Source organism: Aliihoeflea sp. 2WW, from assembly GCF_000497755.1.
GTDB lineage: Bacteria > Pseudomonadota > Alphaproteobacteria > Rhizobiales > Rhizobiaceae > Aliihoeflea.
Window position 1 is genome coordinate 13,645 of the sequence record NZ_AYOD01000014.1, and the last position, 17,304, is coordinate 30,948.

At 66.1% G+C, this 17,304-nt stretch carries 16 protein-coding genes and 1 tRNA gene; 9 read left to right on the plus strand and 8 right to left on the minus strand.

All coding sequences use genetic code 11. From position 1 onward, the window contains the following. Positions 1-25: 25 nt before the first annotated feature. From ALII_RS0108465 to bcsN, 5 genes are all read right to left on the minus strand, one after another. Entirely contained in the window at positions 26-2,170 is a 2,145-nt protein-coding gene (locus tag ALII_RS0108465) for a hypothetical protein (RefSeq protein WP_024586888.1), read from the minus strand. Next, complete coding sequence (locus ALII_RS0108470; protein ID WP_024586889.1) at positions 2,167-3,210, minus strand: glycosyl hydrolase family 8; 1,044 nt, start codon at positions 3,208-3,210, stop codon at positions 2,167-2,169. The genes ALII_RS0108465 and ALII_RS0108470 overlap by 4 nt, the downstream gene beginning before the upstream one ends. After that, positions 3,207-5,618: a cellulose biosynthesis cyclic di-GMP-binding regulatory protein BcsB gene (locus ALII_RS0108475; protein WP_024586890.1), complete on the minus strand. Its 2,412-nt coding sequence runs from the start codon at positions 5,616-5,618 to the stop codon at positions 3,207-3,209. Before ALII_RS0108475 ends, ALII_RS0108470 begins: the two co-directional genes overlap by 4 nt. Continuing rightward, on the minus strand, positions 5,615-7,804 hold the full coding sequence (gene bcsA, locus ALII_RS0108480; RefSeq protein WP_024586891.1) for a UDP-forming cellulose synthase catalytic subunit: 2,190 nt from the start codon (positions 7,802-7,804) through the stop codon (positions 5,615-5,617). The genes ALII_RS0108475 and bcsA overlap by 4 nt, the downstream gene beginning before the upstream one ends. A gap of 157 nt (positions 7,805-7,961) precedes the next feature. Then, a complete protein-coding gene (bcsN, locus tag ALII_RS0108485; RefSeq protein WP_081718939.1) occupies positions 7,962-8,990 on the minus strand; it encodes a cellulose biosynthesis protein BcsN in 1,029 nt (342 codons plus the stop codon). A gap of 252 nt (positions 8,991-9,242) precedes the next feature. Here bcsN and ALII_RS21615 point away from each other — a divergent pair, with 252 nt between their 5' ends. After that, complete coding sequence (locus tag ALII_RS21615) at positions 9,243-9,626, plus strand: TVP38/TMEM64 family protein (protein WP_152529567.1); 384 nt, start codon at positions 9,243-9,245, stop codon at positions 9,624-9,626. A gap of 106 nt (positions 9,627-9,732) precedes the next feature. Here ALII_RS21615 and ALII_RS0108495 read toward each other — a convergent pair. After that, positions 9,733-9,808 (minus strand) — tRNA-Ala (locus ALII_RS0108495). Between the two features lie 173 nt (positions 9,809-9,981). Here ALII_RS0108495 and ALII_RS0108500 point away from each other — a divergent pair. From ALII_RS0108500 to ALII_RS0108525, 6 genes are all read left to right on the plus strand, one after another. Continuing rightward, entirely contained in the window at positions 9,982-10,272 is a 291-nt protein-coding gene (locus ALII_RS0108500; protein ID WP_024586894.1) for a YggT family protein, read from the plus strand. 156 nt (positions 10,273-10,428) lie between these two features. Further along, positions 10,429-12,258 carry a translational GTPase TypA gene (gene typA, locus ALII_RS0108505; RefSeq protein WP_024586895.1) on the plus strand — a complete coding sequence of 610 codons (1,830 nt, stop codon included), beginning with the start codon at positions 10,429-10,431 and terminating at the stop codon, positions 12,256-12,258. Between the two features lie 124 nt (positions 12,259-12,382). Further along, positions 12,383-12,679, plus strand: coding sequence for a YciI-like protein (locus ALII_RS0108510; RefSeq protein ID WP_024586896.1), 297 nt, complete (start codon positions 12,383-12,385; stop codon positions 12,677-12,679). Next, positions 12,679-13,104 (plus strand): EVE domain-containing protein, encoded by a 426-nt coding sequence (locus ALII_RS0108515; RefSeq protein WP_024586897.1) that lies wholly within the window; start codon positions 12,679-12,681, stop codon positions 13,102-13,104. Before ALII_RS0108510 ends, ALII_RS0108515 begins: the two co-directional genes overlap by 1 nt. Next, positions 13,059-13,742, plus strand: coding sequence for a methyltransferase (locus ALII_RS0108520; protein WP_051375814.1), 684 nt, complete (start codon positions 13,059-13,061; stop codon positions 13,740-13,742). Before ALII_RS0108515 ends, ALII_RS0108520 begins: the two co-directional genes overlap by 46 nt. 55 nt (positions 13,743-13,797) lie before the next feature. Then, positions 13,798-14,220, plus strand: a complete 423-nt coding sequence (locus ALII_RS0108525; protein ID WP_024586899.1) for a DUF1761 domain-containing protein — start codon at positions 13,798-13,800, stop codon at positions 14,218-14,220. Here the strand turns inward: ALII_RS0108525 and ALII_RS0108530 are convergent. Continuing rightward, the gene (locus ALII_RS0108530) at positions 14,201-14,710 is read right to left on the minus strand and encodes a L,D-transpeptidase family protein (RefSeq protein WP_051375815.1); all 510 of its coding nucleotides are present in this window, start codon (positions 14,708-14,710) and stop codon (positions 14,201-14,203) included. The two genes, ALII_RS0108525 and ALII_RS0108530, sit on opposite strands and share 20 nt — an antisense overlap. A 166-nt stretch (positions 14,711-14,876) precedes the next feature. On the opposite strand from ALII_RS0108530, the gene ALII_RS0108535 reads away from it, so the two are divergent. Continuing rightward, entirely contained in the window at positions 14,877-15,560 is a 684-nt protein-coding gene (locus ALII_RS0108535) for a response regulator transcription factor (RefSeq protein WP_024586901.1), read from the plus strand. Between the two features lie 61 nt (positions 15,561-15,621). After that, complete coding sequence (locus ALII_RS0108540) at positions 15,622-16,077, plus strand: cyclic nucleotide-binding domain-containing protein (protein ID WP_024586902.1); 456 nt, start codon at positions 15,622-15,624, stop codon at positions 16,075-16,077. Between the two features lie 194 nt (positions 16,078-16,271). Here the strand turns inward: ALII_RS0108540 and ALII_RS0108545 are convergent, their stop codons facing one another. After that, complete coding sequence (locus ALII_RS0108545) at positions 16,272-17,213, minus strand: nucleoside hydrolase (protein WP_024586903.1); 942 nt, start codon at positions 17,211-17,213, stop codon at positions 16,272-16,274. Positions 17,214-17,304 lie beyond the last annotated feature (91 nt).

The window sequence follows — 17,304 nt, forward strand, 5'->3', positions numbered from 1 at the left end:
TCCTGCTTGACGATGGAGCCATGGTTCATCGCTGCGAATTCATCTGGTCGTCGACGGCGGCCAGCCCCCGCAGTCCCTCGCGGCTGCCCGTTCCCGCGACCGACTGGAAGACGCGTCTCGCATCGTCGGTTCGGTAGAGGTTGAGATAGGCGTAGCCGCGCAGGACCATCAAATCGTTGCGTTCCGCGGCGATCTGCGCGCGCTGGTCGAGCGCCATCAGCGCCTCGGCGTAGCGGCGGCGCTCGAAGGCGCCGAGCGCGCGTTCGGCGAGAATGCTGGCCTGCAGTTCGGCGCTCCGCTCGGAGTTCATCGGCGCCGCGGTCGCGGCCACGGCGGCCTCGTCGACCAGCCCGGCGCGCAGATAGGCAAGGCTCTGGCCATAGGCCGCATCGCGCGCCGTGGCGCCGTCTGCGCGCAATGCGACGTCGAAGGCGCGGGCGGCTTCGAGCGGGCGGTCGATCTCCATCAGGCACCACCCGAGGGTGAGCGCGGCGCGCGGCGCCATGCCGCGCGGGTCGGTCGAGGCGCTGCATCCCGAGCTCGGGCGCGTTCGCGCCGGCGCTGCGGCTCTGGGTTCTGCTTCGACGATGATCGTGGGCGCGGCCGGCTGTGCGGGCGCGGCCGCATAGGCGAGCGGCTGTGCGGGTTGCACGTTCTGCGCCCCGCCCGGAGCGGGCGGTTGAGGCGCCGGCGCTGCGGGCTCGGCCTGCGGCGTTCCGACCGTCGCGATTCTGTCCGACCGTCCGGCCCATTGCCGCTTTACTTCCGCGAGGCCGGCCGTGTCGCCGAGTTGCAGCCGCGTCAAGGCGAGGCCGTAGGCGGACGCTTCGTCATCGGGATCGAATCCGAGGGCAGTGGAAAACCACTGGCCGGCGGTCTCGTGCTGGCCGTAGGCGCGCGCGTACCAGCCAAGCTGCTGGGCGGCCGGTGCGTTGCGGGCTTCGACCACCTCCCCGACGATACGGGCCAGAATGTCAGGCGCGAGCGCAACGCGCGGCTCGACGGCGAGAAGGTTGGCCGCTGCGGCGAGATAGACCTGCCGCCGGTCGTCGTTCTCGTCGCGATAGGGAAAGGCGACGTCCTCGGCTTCCGCGAACGCATCCCGTTCGATCAGCGCGAGCGCGAGCCCTTCGGCCGCATCGCCCTCGGCTTCGGCCTCGAAGGCCATGCGGAACCATCGTTCCGCCGCTTCGGCGTCGTCGCGACCGAGATAGTACCAGCCGAGCAGCCGCGCATCGCTTGCGCTCGGTCCCTCGCCGGCCAGCCGCTCGACACGGGCGATGTCTTCGGCGCTGGCGGTCACTGAGGCGTCTTCCCCAGCGGCGGCCAGCGCGTCGCGCGCGAGATCGTCCCGCACCGGCGCGAACTCGCCGGCCCCATCGTCGCCGAAACGCTCCAGCGTCAGGAGTTCGTCGCGCAGATCGGCCGAAAGAAGCTGCGCCGCATTCTGCATCGTCGCCAGGCGCTCCTGCGGATCGTCGCAGGTGGTCAGGACATAGCGATAGGCGTCGCGCGCGCGGGGCTGGCGCTCGGTCATGGCGAAGGCTTCGGCCACGCGCCAGAGGACGTCGACCTCCGAACAGGTCAACAGGCTCGGATTCTCGGACCCGACACGCACGACCGTCTGGTACTGGTCGAGATTGGAGGCGTTCACCAGCCGTTCGCGCGCCTCGGAAACCGCGAGGCGGTCCAAAAGGTCGGACGGCGGCTGCCATTGCGGCTCGGACATCTGACGCTCGGCGATCGCCTGGCGTGCTTCGGCGAGGCGCCCTTGCGAATAAAGCAGCCAGACGGCCTCGAGACGCTCGTCGACGCTCAGCGGAACCGCGAGCGGATCGGCCGGCGGTGTCCAGGACGGATAAAGCGCGCGCAGGCGCGCGATCTCGATCTCCAGCCGTCGCGTGTCGCCCTGGCGCGCGAAATAGCGAAGCGCCGATTCGTCGACGGTCGGCATTGGCTGGTCGGGCGGCGGTGCAGGCACCGGCGCCTGGGCGACCAGCGGCGCTTCGGGCAGTGACGACGCCTCGCCGGCCGAAAATGGCGGCGAGGCGACCGCGCCTGTGGTCTGCACGGAGCCTGCGTCGCCGTTGATGTTCCAGAACTGCGCACCCGCCGGCGCGGCGGTTGCGAGACAGATGGCCGAGGCAAGAAGAGCGAGGCGCGACGTCATGGGAGACACTCCGCATGTTGCTGGCGCAGATGCGCGAGTGCCAGAAGATGCAGCGTCGACGGATAATAGACGGTCGGCGCGAATGTCAGGAGTTCAGGCTCGATTGGCGCGTCATCGACCACGCAGGCGGCCATGGCGGGTATGATGCGGTAGCCGGCATCGCTCAGAGCCGTCTTGGTCGTGCCGGTGGCGAGATCCACCAGCGTCAGATTCGCATCTTCGTCGACCATTCCGCGCCGCATCTCGTCGATCAGTCCGGCGCCGCCCATGCCGGCGCGCATCAGGTAGAGGGGGATTCGCAGGGCATTGTAGCCGAATTCGGCTTCGAAGCCCTGTGCCGGTGCGAACACAGATCCGATCGAAAGCCAGTCGGGCGGCAGTTGCCGGTCGGAAAACCGGGCGGACGAGACGAGTTCCAACCCGCCCTGCGCAAGCGCCTGCCAGTCCGTTTCGGGGGCAAGGGCCTCGAAGGACGCGAACGCCTCGAACACCCAGTAGGACGGGTTGACCACCGGCCCGTCCTCCCGCTCCTCGCCGGAAAAACCGGCGACTCCCGGCCGCAGCATCACACGGCCCTCATGCTCATAAACGAGGTGACGCCCGATCGCCTCGGCAAGCGTCGCCGCGGATGCCGTCAGCCGCTCGTCGCCCCATGTCTGGCCGGCGGTCGCGAGCGCGTAGGCGATGAGAATGTCGCCGTCGCTGGCATTGTTGACGTCGGTGACGTGCGGGGTCTGGTCGGCCTCCCATTTCCACGCGGCGAGGCCGTCGTCGCGCAGCAGGAGTTCGCGGCGGGTGAACGACCAGATGCGCTCGAAATCGTCGCGCGCGCCGGCGATCCGGGCGAGGAGCATGCCGTAGCCCTGGCCCTCGCTATGACTGATGTCGTCATTGGCATCATCCAGCACCCGCCCCTCCTCGGTCACGAACCGGTCGCTGTAGAGCTCCCATTCGGCTTCGGTGATCGGGGCGGTTTCCTGCGACATGGCGGCTCCGGCGGCAAGCACCAGCATGAGCGCCGCAAAGGCGATGCGTTTCAATTGCGTCTCCCAAGACGCGCCAGCAATCTCGACGTCGAAACGCCCAGAACGATGCAGATGACCACCAGGCCCAGCGCGTAGGACAGGATGTTCGACGACAACCAGTTTGCGACGATCAGCCGGTAGTTGCCAAGAGACGGCTCCTGCGATGCGACGAACGCGACGGACCCCGCGTCGAGAACGAGCGGGGGCCCGGCCTCTGCGGGGAAGGCGGCGAGATGACCGGCGATCTGCGACCAGTTTGCGGCCGAAGCAAGCGTGCGTCCGCCCGCTTCCAGCCCGACGTCGTCGGCGGCAGCGACCACGGTCCATGTGCCCGTGCCCGCCGGGTTGAGCCCCTGCGCAACGACGAGCGAGTCGGTCTGCGCGGGTATGTAGGGCGGGTCTTCGCGCGGCGCAAAGCGCAGCATGTCCGCGGTCAGGTCGAAGGTTTCCGAGAGCCAGTTCCGCGTCGCGTCGACCGCCTGGCTGACCCGGCCCGTGTCCATGCGGGTGCGCCAGTCTTCCATGGTCACCGGGTTGGCGCCGGCGGTCCCGGCCGACGCCGCGACCGATCCGGTGGCGCGGATCGGCGCCCAGCTCGAAGCCGCCTGCGCATCGATGCCCACCTGCGTCAGGACGCTTGCGGGGACGCTGGCCGGCGTGCCGAAGAAGAGCGCGTTCTGTTCGCGCGCGGCCTCCGGCGACATCACCAGTTGAACCGGGACGATGCGCCCGCCCACCTGTGCGACATTCGCGAGAAAGTTGGCCGCGGCCGACAGCCCTGCGGTCGAACCGCGCCCGATGAGAACGGGTACGGGCCGCTCGGCGCGATTATAGGGAAAGCCGGTTCCGGCCACTGCCGCCAGGTTTGGAAACTGCCCGACCCGGGCGAATTGCGGCAAGACGAAACGGGACGTGTCGAACAGGGCGAAACGCGGCGTGTCGTCCGTCGTGGCGCCGGGCGCGCAGACCTGATCAGCTTGCGTCAAGAGATCCACTTCGAGGAGCACCGTGTTCACGCCCGGCCGGAAGTGCTCCATCGTCACCTTGATCGGGAACTGGCGCAGCACCGCGCCTCGGCGGGCCGTCATCGGCACGGACGTCGCGATGTTGCCGTTGACATAGACGTTAATGAGGCCGCCGGGCAGCACCGCGCTCGTATAGGCCGCGTCGAGCAGGATGCGCGCCTGGCCGTACGACCCGGCATAGAAATCCGACGGGATCGCGAACTGGAACGAACGCGCGTAGCGGCGGCCGGCAAATTGCTCCGAGGCAATGCCGAACTCGGCGAATGTGACGCTGCGGGCCTCGTAGAGCATCGACGCATTCGGCGTGCGCACCGCCTCCGTCACCAGAAATTCGCGCGGCGAGTTGGCGGGCCGGTCGACCTGCTGGGCGATCCCGTCGATCGCGGCGAGCCATTCCTGGCGCGACCGGCCGGTGACGAGCAGCGTCGGAACGCCGCCGGCGGGCGCATGCAGGGACGCGCTCGCGCCGTCGATTTCGCCAGGATCGACCCCGGCCAGCGCCGCAACCTCATCGGCCGTTCCGACGACGACCACCAGCGCGGCATCCTGCGACGCCTCGTCCATGCTCGCCGCGATCGAGAAACGGGAATTGGCAAGGCTGGTCGACAACGTCACCGCCTGGGCGAGCCGGAGCAGGTCCGCGCCGATGTCGCTTCGCGACAGGCCGGGCGCGACGATCGCGATCTGCGCCTCTCCGTCGATGTTCGCGCCGAGCGCGCGCAACTCTTCGATGCTCTCCGGCCCGACCGCCGCATCGCCCGTAAAGGTCAGCGTCGTTCCGGCGCCGTCGAGTTCGGTCCACAATTCATAGGTGGAGGCGATGCTACAATCGGTGCGGTGGCGGTGGACGGCGCGAACGCTGATCTCGTTTCGCCCCGGCTGGAGCACGCCGGGCGCGACGTCCAGCGACAGGTGGCTGAGGGTCTCTGCCGACTGGATGCTCTGGTCGAGGATCGAGATGCCGTTGACCGACACGAACAGCCGCGAGGTTTCGGGCGCCACCACGATCGCGTTGCTATAGGCCAGATCGAGCCGCGCGGCCGACTGCGCCTGATCTCCGGTCAGATAGACCGCCCAGGCGCGGCTGTCGCTTTCGCCGTTCAGGCGCATCCTTGCCTGCGGCAGCAAATGACGCACCGAGGAATCCGCCGAGTCGTCGACCGTTTCCGCCTCTGGCGCCGGATCGTCGCCGGTTTCGGCCTCGGGCGCAGACTCGTCGGCGGGTTCCGGGATCGGCGCCGGCTCGGGCTGCGGAGCGGGAAGCGGTTGCGGCGGCTCGATCGCCGGCACCTGCTCCTCGGCCGCCGGCCGCTCGGGCGACATGTCGAAGGGCGTGCCCTGTGCGAGGGCGGCGCCCGGCGCGAGAAGCATGAGGGCTGCGGCCAGTTCGCGCTTCATGCCCGGGCTCCCGATGCGGCGCGCGCGGCGTCGGTGCGATCCGACCTGTTGCGCACGAAGTAGTAGAGGCCGCGATAGGTCTGGAACAGGGCGACGCGCAGGAACCAGATCGTGCCCAGGAAGACGCCGGGGTTGCGTCGGCGCAAGCTCTGGAAACTCGACCACTGCCCGGCATCGGCGAAGATCAGGTCGACGACCATGCGGTGATGGATCGTCTGCGAACGCACGAACGAACAGCCGATGGCCAACGCATCGCCGACCCTGTCCTTGTTGCGGATCAGGAGCGGTAGCGTCTGTGGCTCGCTCGCCCAATGCGGCGTGAAACGGATCGCGGCCTGGCCGCTGTCGATGCCGGCGAGCGCGCCCTGATTGGCGACCCGCACGCGCGCGCCATTGACCGACACATCCTCGATCGTGGCGGGATACCAAATCTCGCCGACGCCGAATTCGCAGCGCCGGTTGATCTTCACGCGCCGTGTCGCCGCGCGCTCCCGCCGCTCCGCGACGACACCGAGGGCAGCGCCCGCCATGATGAGGTTGAGCAGGTTCCAGCCGCCGACGACGAGCGTGACGTCGGCCTTGTAGGGCTCGGCATAGATGCGCCAGGCAGTGACGGCAACGCCGATCAGAAGGACGGCGAAGATCAGGAAGAACGGCCTCGACAATTCCGACAGCCGGCTCGTGGTGATGGTTTCGTCCTTGGCCGTGACCTTGAAGGTCGGCTTGCGCGGATTGAGCGCCACGGAAATCACGGCCGGGAGAAGATGGACGGTCTGGATGTACTCGTAGAGTTCCGAAATCCACGGCCATCGGAAAGAGCCGTAGAGGTAGTTCTGCATCATCAAATTCACGAGCATGTAGCTGAGCGTATAGGCGAGGAACTCGCCGCCGGACGCCGTGAATATCTGAAGGTCGAAGAACAGGTAGAAGAGCGGCGCGAAGAGGAAGATCGTCCGCGGGAAGGGGAACAGCCAGAACAGCGTCGACGACATGTAGCAAAGACGCTGCGGCAGGGAGAGCCCGCGCTTGAGAAGCGGGAAGCGGAAGCGCAGGATCTGCATCATCCCCTGCGCCCAGCGCGAGCGCTGGCCGATGAAGCTGGCGAATGTCGCCGGCTGCAGGCCCGCGATCAGCGGCTTGTCGACATAGACGCTGTTCCAGCCGCGCGAATGCAGCTCGATCGCCGTCTCGCAATCCTCGGTGATCGAAATGCCCGAAAAACCCTTCGATTCGGCAAGCGCCTCGCGCCGAAGCACCGCCGCCGAGCCGCAGAAGAAGGCCGCGTTCCACTTGTCGAGGCCGCGCTGGATGATGCCGTAGAACATCTCGTTTTCGGACGGCATCTTCTCGAACGTCCTGAGATTTCGTTCGAGCGGGTCCGGGTTGAGGAAGAAGTGCGGCGTCTGGACGAGGAACAGACGCTTGTCCTCGCGAAAATAGCCGACCGTCTCGCGCAGGAACGGCCGGGTCGGCGCGTGGTCGGCGTCGAAGACGGCAATCAGTTCGCCCGTCGAATGTTCGAGCCCGTTGTTGAGATTGCCCGCCTTGGCGTGCTCGTTGCGGGCTCGCGTCAGGTAGCGCGCGCCCAGTTCCTCGCAAAGCTGCTGCAGCTCGATGTGGCGACGCTGGGCCATTTGCGCGTCGACGACGCTGTCGGAATTGCGCTTCTGCTCCGTGCCGCCATCATCCAGCAGCCAGACGGTGAAGCGGTCGGCGGGATAGTCCATCGCCTTGGCCGCCGCGATCGTGTCGGCGAGGAGGACCGGGTCCTCATTATAGGTCGGGATGAAGACGTCGACGGTCGGCAGGACCTGCTCTTCGACGCTCGGGGCAGGCCGCGGGCGAAGCGGCCGGGCGACGATGAACAGGCTGAGAAACAGCATGAAGACGCTGTACATCTCGGCAAGGTAGAGCAGCAGGCCGGGAATGAAGTTCTCGAGCTGGGTGACCGGCGGAAGCGTGCTCGTCGTGCGCCAGTAGACATAGCGCAGCACGATCGCGGTTCCGAAGGCGAGCGCGACCAGGCGCCATGTCCCGTCCGAGCGGAACAGCTTGAAGACCATCATCAGGATGACGACGATCGTTCCGGCGATGAGATGCGTCTGCAGGTTGATCGGAAGCGAGACGATGAAAAGGACGCAGGCTGCGGCGGTGATCCACACGACTGCAAGGGCAAGCTTGATCATGTCTTGGTGCCGCTCGCTTTGCGCATCATGTCATTTCGCTCCGTCCTTCCTGTGATTCCAGCCGGTTGAAAAAATCGGTCACTCCTTCCGCTGCGGCCAATCACACCGCCGTTCATGCTGAATCCGAGGTTAAGAAGGGCGTCCTCCTACCCCGCATTCACGGATTGGGGGTCGTCTCGGCCGCGGGCGGCGGCGCGGGAACGATGGGTGCCGCCTGGGTAGACGTGGGCGGCGGCGGAACGATGGGAGCGCCGGGAGGCAATGCCTGTTCTTGCGGCGCCGAAGGGGCGGCGGGCGCAGGAGCGGCGATCACGACCCGCCTGTTGGCCGGCCTCAGGACGACCGGCTCTGGCTCCAGCACGGTTTCGAACCGCGCGCTCCCGGCGGGAAAGACAGGGCTGCCCGTGCGTCCGAGACGCTCGTCGGGCGGCGGCGGATTGCCGAACGGATTCCAGCTTTCGGCGCCGAACCCGCCAGTCACCGTATAGCCGTACATCACCTTGAGGAGAGCCTGTTCCGAGGCACCGGTCTCGCAAAGGCGCAAGCGGGTCTGCATCGTTCCGCGCAGGTTGAAGGGCGCAGCCGTGCGCGGCGCGCTCACCCGCTGCCAGGCGTAGAGGCAAAGATCGCGACCGCTGCGGCCGAATGCGTAACCGAACGGACCGTAATTGTTCTGGACGAAAAGCGCCGATGTCTGCATCGCGATGCCCGGCAACAAGCTGCGCATCTCGCGCCGGATGGACGCCTCGGTCAGCGGCAGGTTCGACAGGGTCGTCTGGCCTGCTTCCGAACCCATCGGCCCGAAGAGCTGCACGCGCAGCAGGTTTTGCCCGGCAACGCGCGAGCGTGTTCCAAGCGCGATGTCCTGCTGGACGGCATTGGCGAAGCGACGCTCCACGACATCGATGACCGCCGGGCCGCCGGGCGGCGGCAGAGCCATCGCCTCGACGGCGCCGACGCGCGCGCTCGACGCCGATCGCTGGAACTGCGTGGTGCCGCTGCATCCCGCGAGCAAAGCCGCAAAAAGCGCCGCAATCACGCCCTGCCGGACCGCGCGCCTGTCATGAGTGATCGTATTGGCCATGTCCCTCGTCGCCAGTGCCGAATCACAATTCGTCAGACTGGAGCAGCGAGGCTGCAAATTCAATTGCAGGGATGTGACAGCAACCGGGAGAAGATCGGCCATACCGGGTGTCCGAACGATTCGAGATCCATTCGATCACATTGACCCGGTGCCAAGTACGAAATAACAATCAGACATGTCGTGCTCGCTGATCTGCATCGCCGACTTCAGCAATTCGGGCTTCGGTGGTCCTTGAACCACCATCCGGGTCGACAGTCTGTCGCACCTAGCCTCGACATTTCCAAATCCATCGAGCAAGCGGGCAGCCGCCCGGCACCGCGCAATGCGCTGCGTTCCTTTTTCGCGGCTTCGGCGTTGGTTGCCGTTTGCATCGCCGCTTATCTGCTGGTTCCGGCAATCCGGTCTGAAATCAATCGGCTGATCTTCGTTCTGTCGATGGCGGACATTCATGCGGTTCGCGGCTGGGTCGAGTCGGCCGGGGCATGGGCGCCCGCAATCTCGATCTTCATCATGGTCTTTCATGCGGTCCTGGCACCCCTGCCCGCCGTCGCGGTGACGTTCGCCAATGCCGCGATTTTCGGATGGGCATGGGGGGCGGCGATTTCCTGGACGGGCGCGATGCTGGGCGCCGTGGTCTGCTACTGGCTGGCGATCGGGCTCGGCCGCAGTCTCGTCGAGCGCTATGCGCCGACGGGCGTCGTCGCGCGTCTCGATGAGGAGAGCCTGCCCCTGGAGTAGTGGCGCCCTGCTCGCGGCCCCGCTTTGGCGGGGCCGAAAGTGAGATCGTGAAGATCGCGACGCCATCCCTTCGGCGGACCGTAGTCAGGTGCTTGCGGGTGGAAACTGGTGGAGCTGAGCGGGATCGAACCGCTGACCTCGTCATTGCGAACGACGCGCTCTCCCAACTGAGCTACAGCCCCATGACCAGTGCCGCGCATTTAGGGATTGCGTCGGTTTACTGTCAAGTTGATCTTTGCGTCGCGGCGCCCCTGCCGCGCGGGCCGGGGCTTGCCGGGCAAGGACCCAGCGTCTACATGTCGGCCACCAACGAACGAGCATCGGTCGCGGCCGATTGCGACCAATGGAGACCGGCATGATCGCCCTCATTCAGACCATCATCCTGGCACTGGATATCTACTGGTGGCTGATCATCCTGTCGGCGATCTTCTCCTGGCTCTACGCCTTCAACGTCGTCAATCCGCGCAACCAGTTCGTCGGCACGATCGGCAATTTTCTCTACAAGGTGACCGAGCCGGCGCTGCGGCCGATCCGGCGCCTTTTGCCCGATCTTGGCGGCATCGACATCTCGCCGATCATCCTTCTTCTGTTGATCTTCTTCCTGCGCCAGTTCATCCTGACCACGGTCGCGCCTGCCCTGATCTAGGGCGGGCACGCGGCCGGGATCGAGGTCGCGGACGGCGCTTCCCATGCGAGGCGCACCGCGCCCCCTTTCGCATTTGCGAAAAAACCTGTAAGAGCGCGCCAACGTAATCGCCGCGCCATGTTGGGCGCTGGACGCAAAAACCCCCGGGTACCCACAATGAAGCTCCGCAACATCGCGATCATCGCGCACGTCGACCATGGCAAGACCACGCTCGTCGACGAACTCCTGAAGCAGTCGGGCTCGTTCCGCGACAACCAGCGCGTCGCCGAGCGCGCGATGGATTCGAACGACCTCGAAAAGGAACGCGGCATCACCATCCTCGCCAAGGCGACCTCGGTCGACTGGAAGGACACCCGCATCAACATCGTCGACACGCCGGGCCACGCCGATTTCGGCGGTGAGGTCGAACGCATCCTGTCGATGGTGGATGGCGCGATCGTCCTCGTCGACGCCGCCGAAGGCCCGATGCCGCAGACCAAGTTCGTCGTCGGCAAGGCGCTGAAGGTCGGCCTGCGCCCGATCGTCGTCATCAACAAGATCGACCGTCCCGACGCCCGCCATGTCGAGGTCGTCAACGAGGTGTTCGACCTTTTCGCCGCGCTCGACGCGACCGACGAGCAGCTCGACTTCCCGATCCTCTACGGTTCGGGCCGTGACGGCTGGGTCTCCGAAAACCCGGAAGGCCCGAAGGACCAGCGCCTCGAGCCGCTGTTCGAACTTGTGGTCAAGCACGTGCCGGAGCCGACCGTCGCGCCCGGCCCGTTCCGCATGATCGGCACGATCCTCGAAGCCAACCCGTTCCTCGGCCGCATCATCACCGGCCGCATCGCGTCGGGCACGCTGAAGCCGAACCAGTCGGTCAAGGTGCTGCACCATGACGGCTCGCTGCTCGAGAACGGCCGCGTCTCCAAGATCCTCGCCTTCCGCGGCCTCGAGCGCCAGCCGATCGAGGAAGCGCAGGCGGGCGACATCGTCGCGATCGCGGGCCTGTCCAAGGGCACCGTCGCCGACACGTTCTGCGACCCGGCCGTGACCGAGCCGATGCAGGCGCAGCCGATCGATCCGCCGACCGTCACCATGTCCTTCATCGTCAACGATTCGCCGCTCGCCGGCACCGAGGGCGACAAGGTCACCAGCCGCGTCATCCGCGACCGCCTGATGAAGGAGGCCGAGGGCAATGTCGCGCTCAAGATCGAGGAATCGGCCGACAAGGATTCGTTCTACGTTTCCGGCCGCGGCGAATTGCAGCTCGCCGTGCTGATCGAGACCATGCGCCGCGAGGGCTTCGAGCTTGCCGTTTCGCGTCCGCGCGTCGTCATGCAGAAGGACGAGAACGGCGATCTGCTTGAGCCGATCGAAGAAGTCGTGATCGACGTCGACGAGGAGCATTCGGGCGTCGTCGTGCAGAAGATGTCCGAGCGCAAGGCCGACATGGTCGAGCTGCGCCCGTCCGGCGGCGACCGCCAGCGCCTCGTCTTCCACGCGCCGACGCGCGGCCTCATCGGCTACCAGTCGGAGCTCCTGACGGACACGCGCGGCACCGCGGTGATGAACCGCCTGTTCCACTCCTACCAGCCCTACAAGGGCGAGCTCGCCGGCCGCACCAATGGCGTCCTGATCTCCAACGACCAGGGCGAGTCGGTCGCCTTCGCCATGTGGAACCTCGAAGACCGCGGCCCGATGGTCATCGACGCCGGCGTCAAGGTCTATGCCGGCATGATCATCGGCATCCACAGCCGTGACAACGATCTCGAAGTGAACGTCCTCAAGGGCAAGAAGCTCACCAACATCCGCGCCGCCGGCAAGGACGAGGCCGTGCGCCTCACCCCGCCGATCCGCATGACGCTGGAGCGCGCGCTGGCCTGGATTCAGGACGACGAACTGGTCGAGGTCACGCCGAAGACGATCCGCCTGCGCAAGCTCTATCTCGACCCGCACGAGCGCAAGCGCTTCGAAAAGTCGGCCAAGATCGCCGGCGCGGCGTAAGCCAGAAGCGACACTGTCATCGAAGACGGCCATGTGTCCCACCGGACGCATGGCCGTCTTGCTTTTGGGGTCGCAGCCGGACTATCTCCAAACCCGATCCGATTGAACGAGAAAGGGCGCGCGCGTGATCTACATTCTTCTGTGCAAGGACAAAGCGGGGCACCTGCAGACCCGCCTCGACAACCGCCCCGCCCATGTCGACTATCTGAACGGCCTCGATGCCGAGGGCGCGCTGCGCTTCGCCGGCCCGTTCCTCGACACCGAAGGCAAGCCCACCGGCTCGATGGTCGCCGTCGAGGCCGAGGATGAAGCCGCCGCCCGCGCGATCGCCGATGGCGACCCTTATGCGAAGGCCGGGCTCTTCGAGAGCGTCGACATCCGCCCATGGAACTGGGTCTTCAAGAAGCCGGACGCCGCCTGATGCAATACTGGCTGTTCAAGTCGGAGCCCGACGTCTTTTCCTTCGACGACCTGAAGGCCAAGGGGAAGAAGGGCCAGGAATGGGACGGCGTGCGCAACTACCAGGCACGCAACAACATGCGGGCGATGAAGATCGGCGACCGCGGCTTCTTCTATCATTCCAATATCGGGCTCGAGGTCGTCGGCATCGTCGAGGTGTGCGGTGAGATCCATCCCGATTCCACGACCGACGATCCGCGCTGGGAATGCGTCGATGTGCGCGCCGTCGAAAAGGTCCCGACGCCGGTCACGCTGGCCGAGGTCAAGGCCAATCCGAAGCTCGCCAAGATGTCGCTCGTCACCTCCATGCGACTTTCCGTCCAGCCCGTGACCGAGGACGAATGGGTGGAAGTCTGCCGGATGGCCGGATTCAAGAAAACCCCGTGAAAGACCGGCGCGATTTCATCCGCGCCAACACGGCGCCGATCGCGCCGCCGCACGTGCCCGAAATCCGGCTGCACCTTGCCGACGAGGCGCATGAGCTTTGGCACCGGACCGAAGCAGAGCTCGAAGCCATCGGCCTCGAGCCGCCCTTCTGGGCCTTCGCCTGGGCTGGCGGGCAGGGTCTTGCGCGCTACGTGCTCGACCATCCCGAAACCGTCGCGGCCAAGCGCGTGGTCGACTTCGCCACCGGCTCAGGCCTTGTCGCAATCGCGGCGATGAAGGCGGGCGCGGCGAGCGTCCTTGCCAGCGACATCGACCCGTTCTGCGCGGCCGCCGTCGCGCTCAATGCGACCGCGAACGGCGTCACGGTCGAGACCACGGATCGCGATCTCGTCGGCGAAACGCCCGGCTGCGACGTGCTTCTGGCCGGCGACGTCTTCTACGACCGTGCCTTTGCCGAAAGGCTTGTGCCCTGGCTGCGCGAGCTAGCGGCGGCGGGAATCACCGTTCTCGTCGGCGATCCCGGACGCGCCTACCTGCCGCGCGACAGGCTGGCCGAGCTTGCTCGCTATGAAGTGCCGGTGACGCGCATTCTCGAAGACGCCGAAGTGAAGCGGACGACGGTCTGGCAATTCGTCTAGCTTGACCGCGATCACGAACCTGTCAGCATCGCTTTTTCATCGTTAGGAGGAGACGATGGACTTCTCGGCCATCAACTATCTGTCGGTCCTGCTGGCAGCGATCGCCGCCTTCATTTTCGGCGCCGGATATTACGGCGTCCTGTCGAAGGCCTGGATGAAGGCCGGCCGGATCGATGCCGTGCAGGCGCGGCCCGGCGCCGCGATTCTCGGCGTCACGTTCGGCGCCGAACTCGTCATGGCTTTCGTCCTGGCCGGCATCGTCGGCGCCGGCGAGGTGACGCTGGGAGGCGGCCTCTTCACCGGCTTTCTCGCCTGGCTCGGCTTCATGGTCACCGTCATGGCGGTCAACCATCGCTACCAGGCCTATGGCTGGGACCTGACCATGATCGACGGCGGCCACTGGCTCGGCGTCGCCCTGATCATGGGTGCGATCATCGGCTGGCTGAGCGTCGGCGATCCTAGCGCGTTACCGTCATGATACTGCGCGGCGACAGGCGCGGCAGGAGCCACGCCATGTCGTGCGCGCTGATCGCGACGCAGCCCTCCGTCGGCGTATAGCCCGGTCGGGCGAGGTGGAAGAAGATCGCGCTGCCCATGCCGCGCCGGCGCGGGCGGATGTTCGCGTCGAGCACGATCACCACGTCATAGAGATGATCCTCGCGCCGCATCTTTTCATGGCTGGCGGCGTAGGGCAGGCGCACGGGCCGGTTGTAGTTGCGGTCGCCGGGCGCGTCGCACCAGCCGTCGCCGGGCCGGATCGGGTCGAGCGCGAGGCCGGAGACGAGGCGGCGCGGGCGGTCGCGGCGCACGAAGGCGGAGAGAAGCCGCATCGGCCCGAGCGGCGTCGCGCCATCGCCCTCGCGCTTGACGGCGCGTATGCCGCCCTTGCCGATTGCGCAGCGCAGCACCCTGTTTGCGACGACGAGCAGCCCTTGCCTCTGGTCGCCGGGGCGGGGCCGCACTACCATATGCCTGACAACGCGTCCTTTTTTCGCCGCACCGCCATTGCACTCACGGAATTTGGAGTATGATCGTTTGCTCAAGCAAATCACCGTGAAAGACTATCCAGACTTACCCGCCCAGCCTAGAGCGATAGGCGAAACCGCCAGATATCTCAACAAGATGGACTGAACGATGACGTCACGCACCATTCTCATCGTCGACGACGACAACGATCTGCGCGAGACGCTGGCCGACCAGTTGTCGCTCTACGAGGAATTCGACGTCCTGCAGGAGCCGACCGCGGCCAAGGGCGTCCAGACCGCGCGCGGCGGCATCGTCGACCTGCTCATCATGGATGTCGGCCTGCCGGACATGGATGGCCGCGAGGCGGTCAAGATCCTGCGCAAGGGCGGCTACAAGGCGCCGATCATCATGCTGACCGGGCAGGACACGGATTCCGACACGATCCTCGGGCTCGAAGCGGGCGCCAACGACTATGTCACCAAGCCGTTCCGCTTCGCCGTGCTTCTGGCGCGCATCCGCGCCCAGCTTCGCCAGCACGAGCAGAGCGAGGACGCCACCTTCAATGTCGGCCCCTACGTCTTCAAGCCGAGCCAGAAACTTCTGACCGACGCCAAGGGCGGCAAGATCCGCCTGACGGAAAAGGAAGCCTCGATCATCAAATATCTCTACCGCGCCGACAAAAAGGTCGTCACGCGCGATGTGCTGCTCGAAGAGGTCTGGGGCTACAATTCGGGCGTCACCACCCACACGCTGGAAACCCACGTCTACCGCCTGCGCCAGAAGATCGAGCGCGATCCTTCCAATGCCGAAATTCTTGTGACAGAAAGCGGCGGATACAAGCTGGTGCCCTGATTTCAGGCACGGACGTGCTGCCGCAGCCGATGGGGGTCGGCGCGCGCAGACGGGGACGCCGATGGCCTTGGACGACGACATTCGCATTCTCTCGGGCGTGGAGCTGCTTGCCGGCTTCACGTCGGAACAGTTGCGTCTGCTCGCCTTCGGCGCCGAAAGCCTGCGCCTCGCCTCTGGCCGCGTCCTCTATCGCGAGGGGCAATCGGCTGAGAGCGGCTATGTGGTGACGACCGGCACCGTCTCGCTCTTTCGCGAACGCGAGGGCGAACGCATCAGCCTTGCAGAAGTCGGCCCCGGCACCATGCTCGGCGAACTCGCCATCATCGCCCCCACCACCCGGCTGACCGGCGCGCTGGCCACAAGCGACGTCGAACTCATCCGCCTCAACCGCACGCTGTTCCGCCGCATCCTCACCGAATACCCCGAGACGGCGGCATTATTGCACCAGCGCATCACGGACAATCTGGGGGCGCTGTTGGCTGATATCCAAAGCTTGGCGCCGCGGTTTTCGGAGTAGCTTTTTCCGAAGGAGACCCCCACCCTGTATCCCTCCCCACAAGGGGGAGGGAGGTCATCCACGCAGCGCCTGACCGTCAAACTTGGACATCTGGCGGAAAAGGGAATGAGCAACGCTGACGGCCTCCCTCCCCCTTGTGGGGAGGGATACAGGGTGGGGGTCAATTCAAAAAAAACCTACCCAACTCCCCCAGATCAAAGCCGCCCCAACCGCTCCGTCAACAACCCAAAAAACCCGTCCGCGTCGATGTCGCGCATGACCTTGGCGTTCTTCGGCCGGCCGGTCGTGCCCCACCAGTCGACGACGGTCGCGCCCATGGTGAGTTCCGACATCGTCTCGACCGTGACGTTGCAATCGCGCCCCGAGAACAGCTCCGGCTTCAAAAGCCAGGCGATGACACAAGGGTCGTGCAGCGGCCCGCCATCGGTGCCGTATTTCTGTTCGTCATAGCGCTCGAAGAAATCGAGCAGCGCGGCCGTCGCCTCGCCGACCGGCGTTCCGATCGCGCGGATCGCCTCCACCCGGGCGCGCGTGGTCAGCGCCTTGTGAGTGACGTCGAGCGGCATCATCACGATCGGCACGCCCGATTTCAGAACGACGTCGGCCGCATGCGGGTCGACATAGATGTTGAATTCGGCGGACGGCGTCACGTTGCCCTGCTCGAAATAGCCGCCGCCCATCAGCACGATCTGCTTGATGCGGCTGGCGATCTTCGGCTCCTTGATCAGCGCGAGCGCGATGTTGGTCAGCGGCCCGAGCGGGCAGAGCGTGATCGTGCCCTCCGGCTCGGCCATCAGCGTCTCGACCAGATAGTCGACCGCGTATTGCTTCTGGAGCTGCATGGTCGGCTCCGGCAGGTCCGGGCCGTCGAGGCCGGTCTTGCCGTGGACTTCCTCGGCGGTGACGAGCTGGCGCATCAGCGGCCGGACTGCACCGGAATAGACCTTGATGTCGGGGCGGCCTGCAAGCTCGCAGATCTTGCGCGCATTCTTCTCCGTCAGCGCCAGCGGCACGTTGCCGGCGACCGCAGTGATGCCGATCACCTCCAGTTCCGGGCTCGCCAGGGCCAGCAATATGGCGACGGCATCGTCCTGTCCGGGGTCGGTGTCGATGATGATCTTTGCGGCCTGCGACATGTGATTGGTCCCTCGCGTTCGACTTGAACTGCGTATGGCGACAATCCATATCAGGGTCAACGGCCAGAACGCCTTCGGGGTCCGGCCAGAC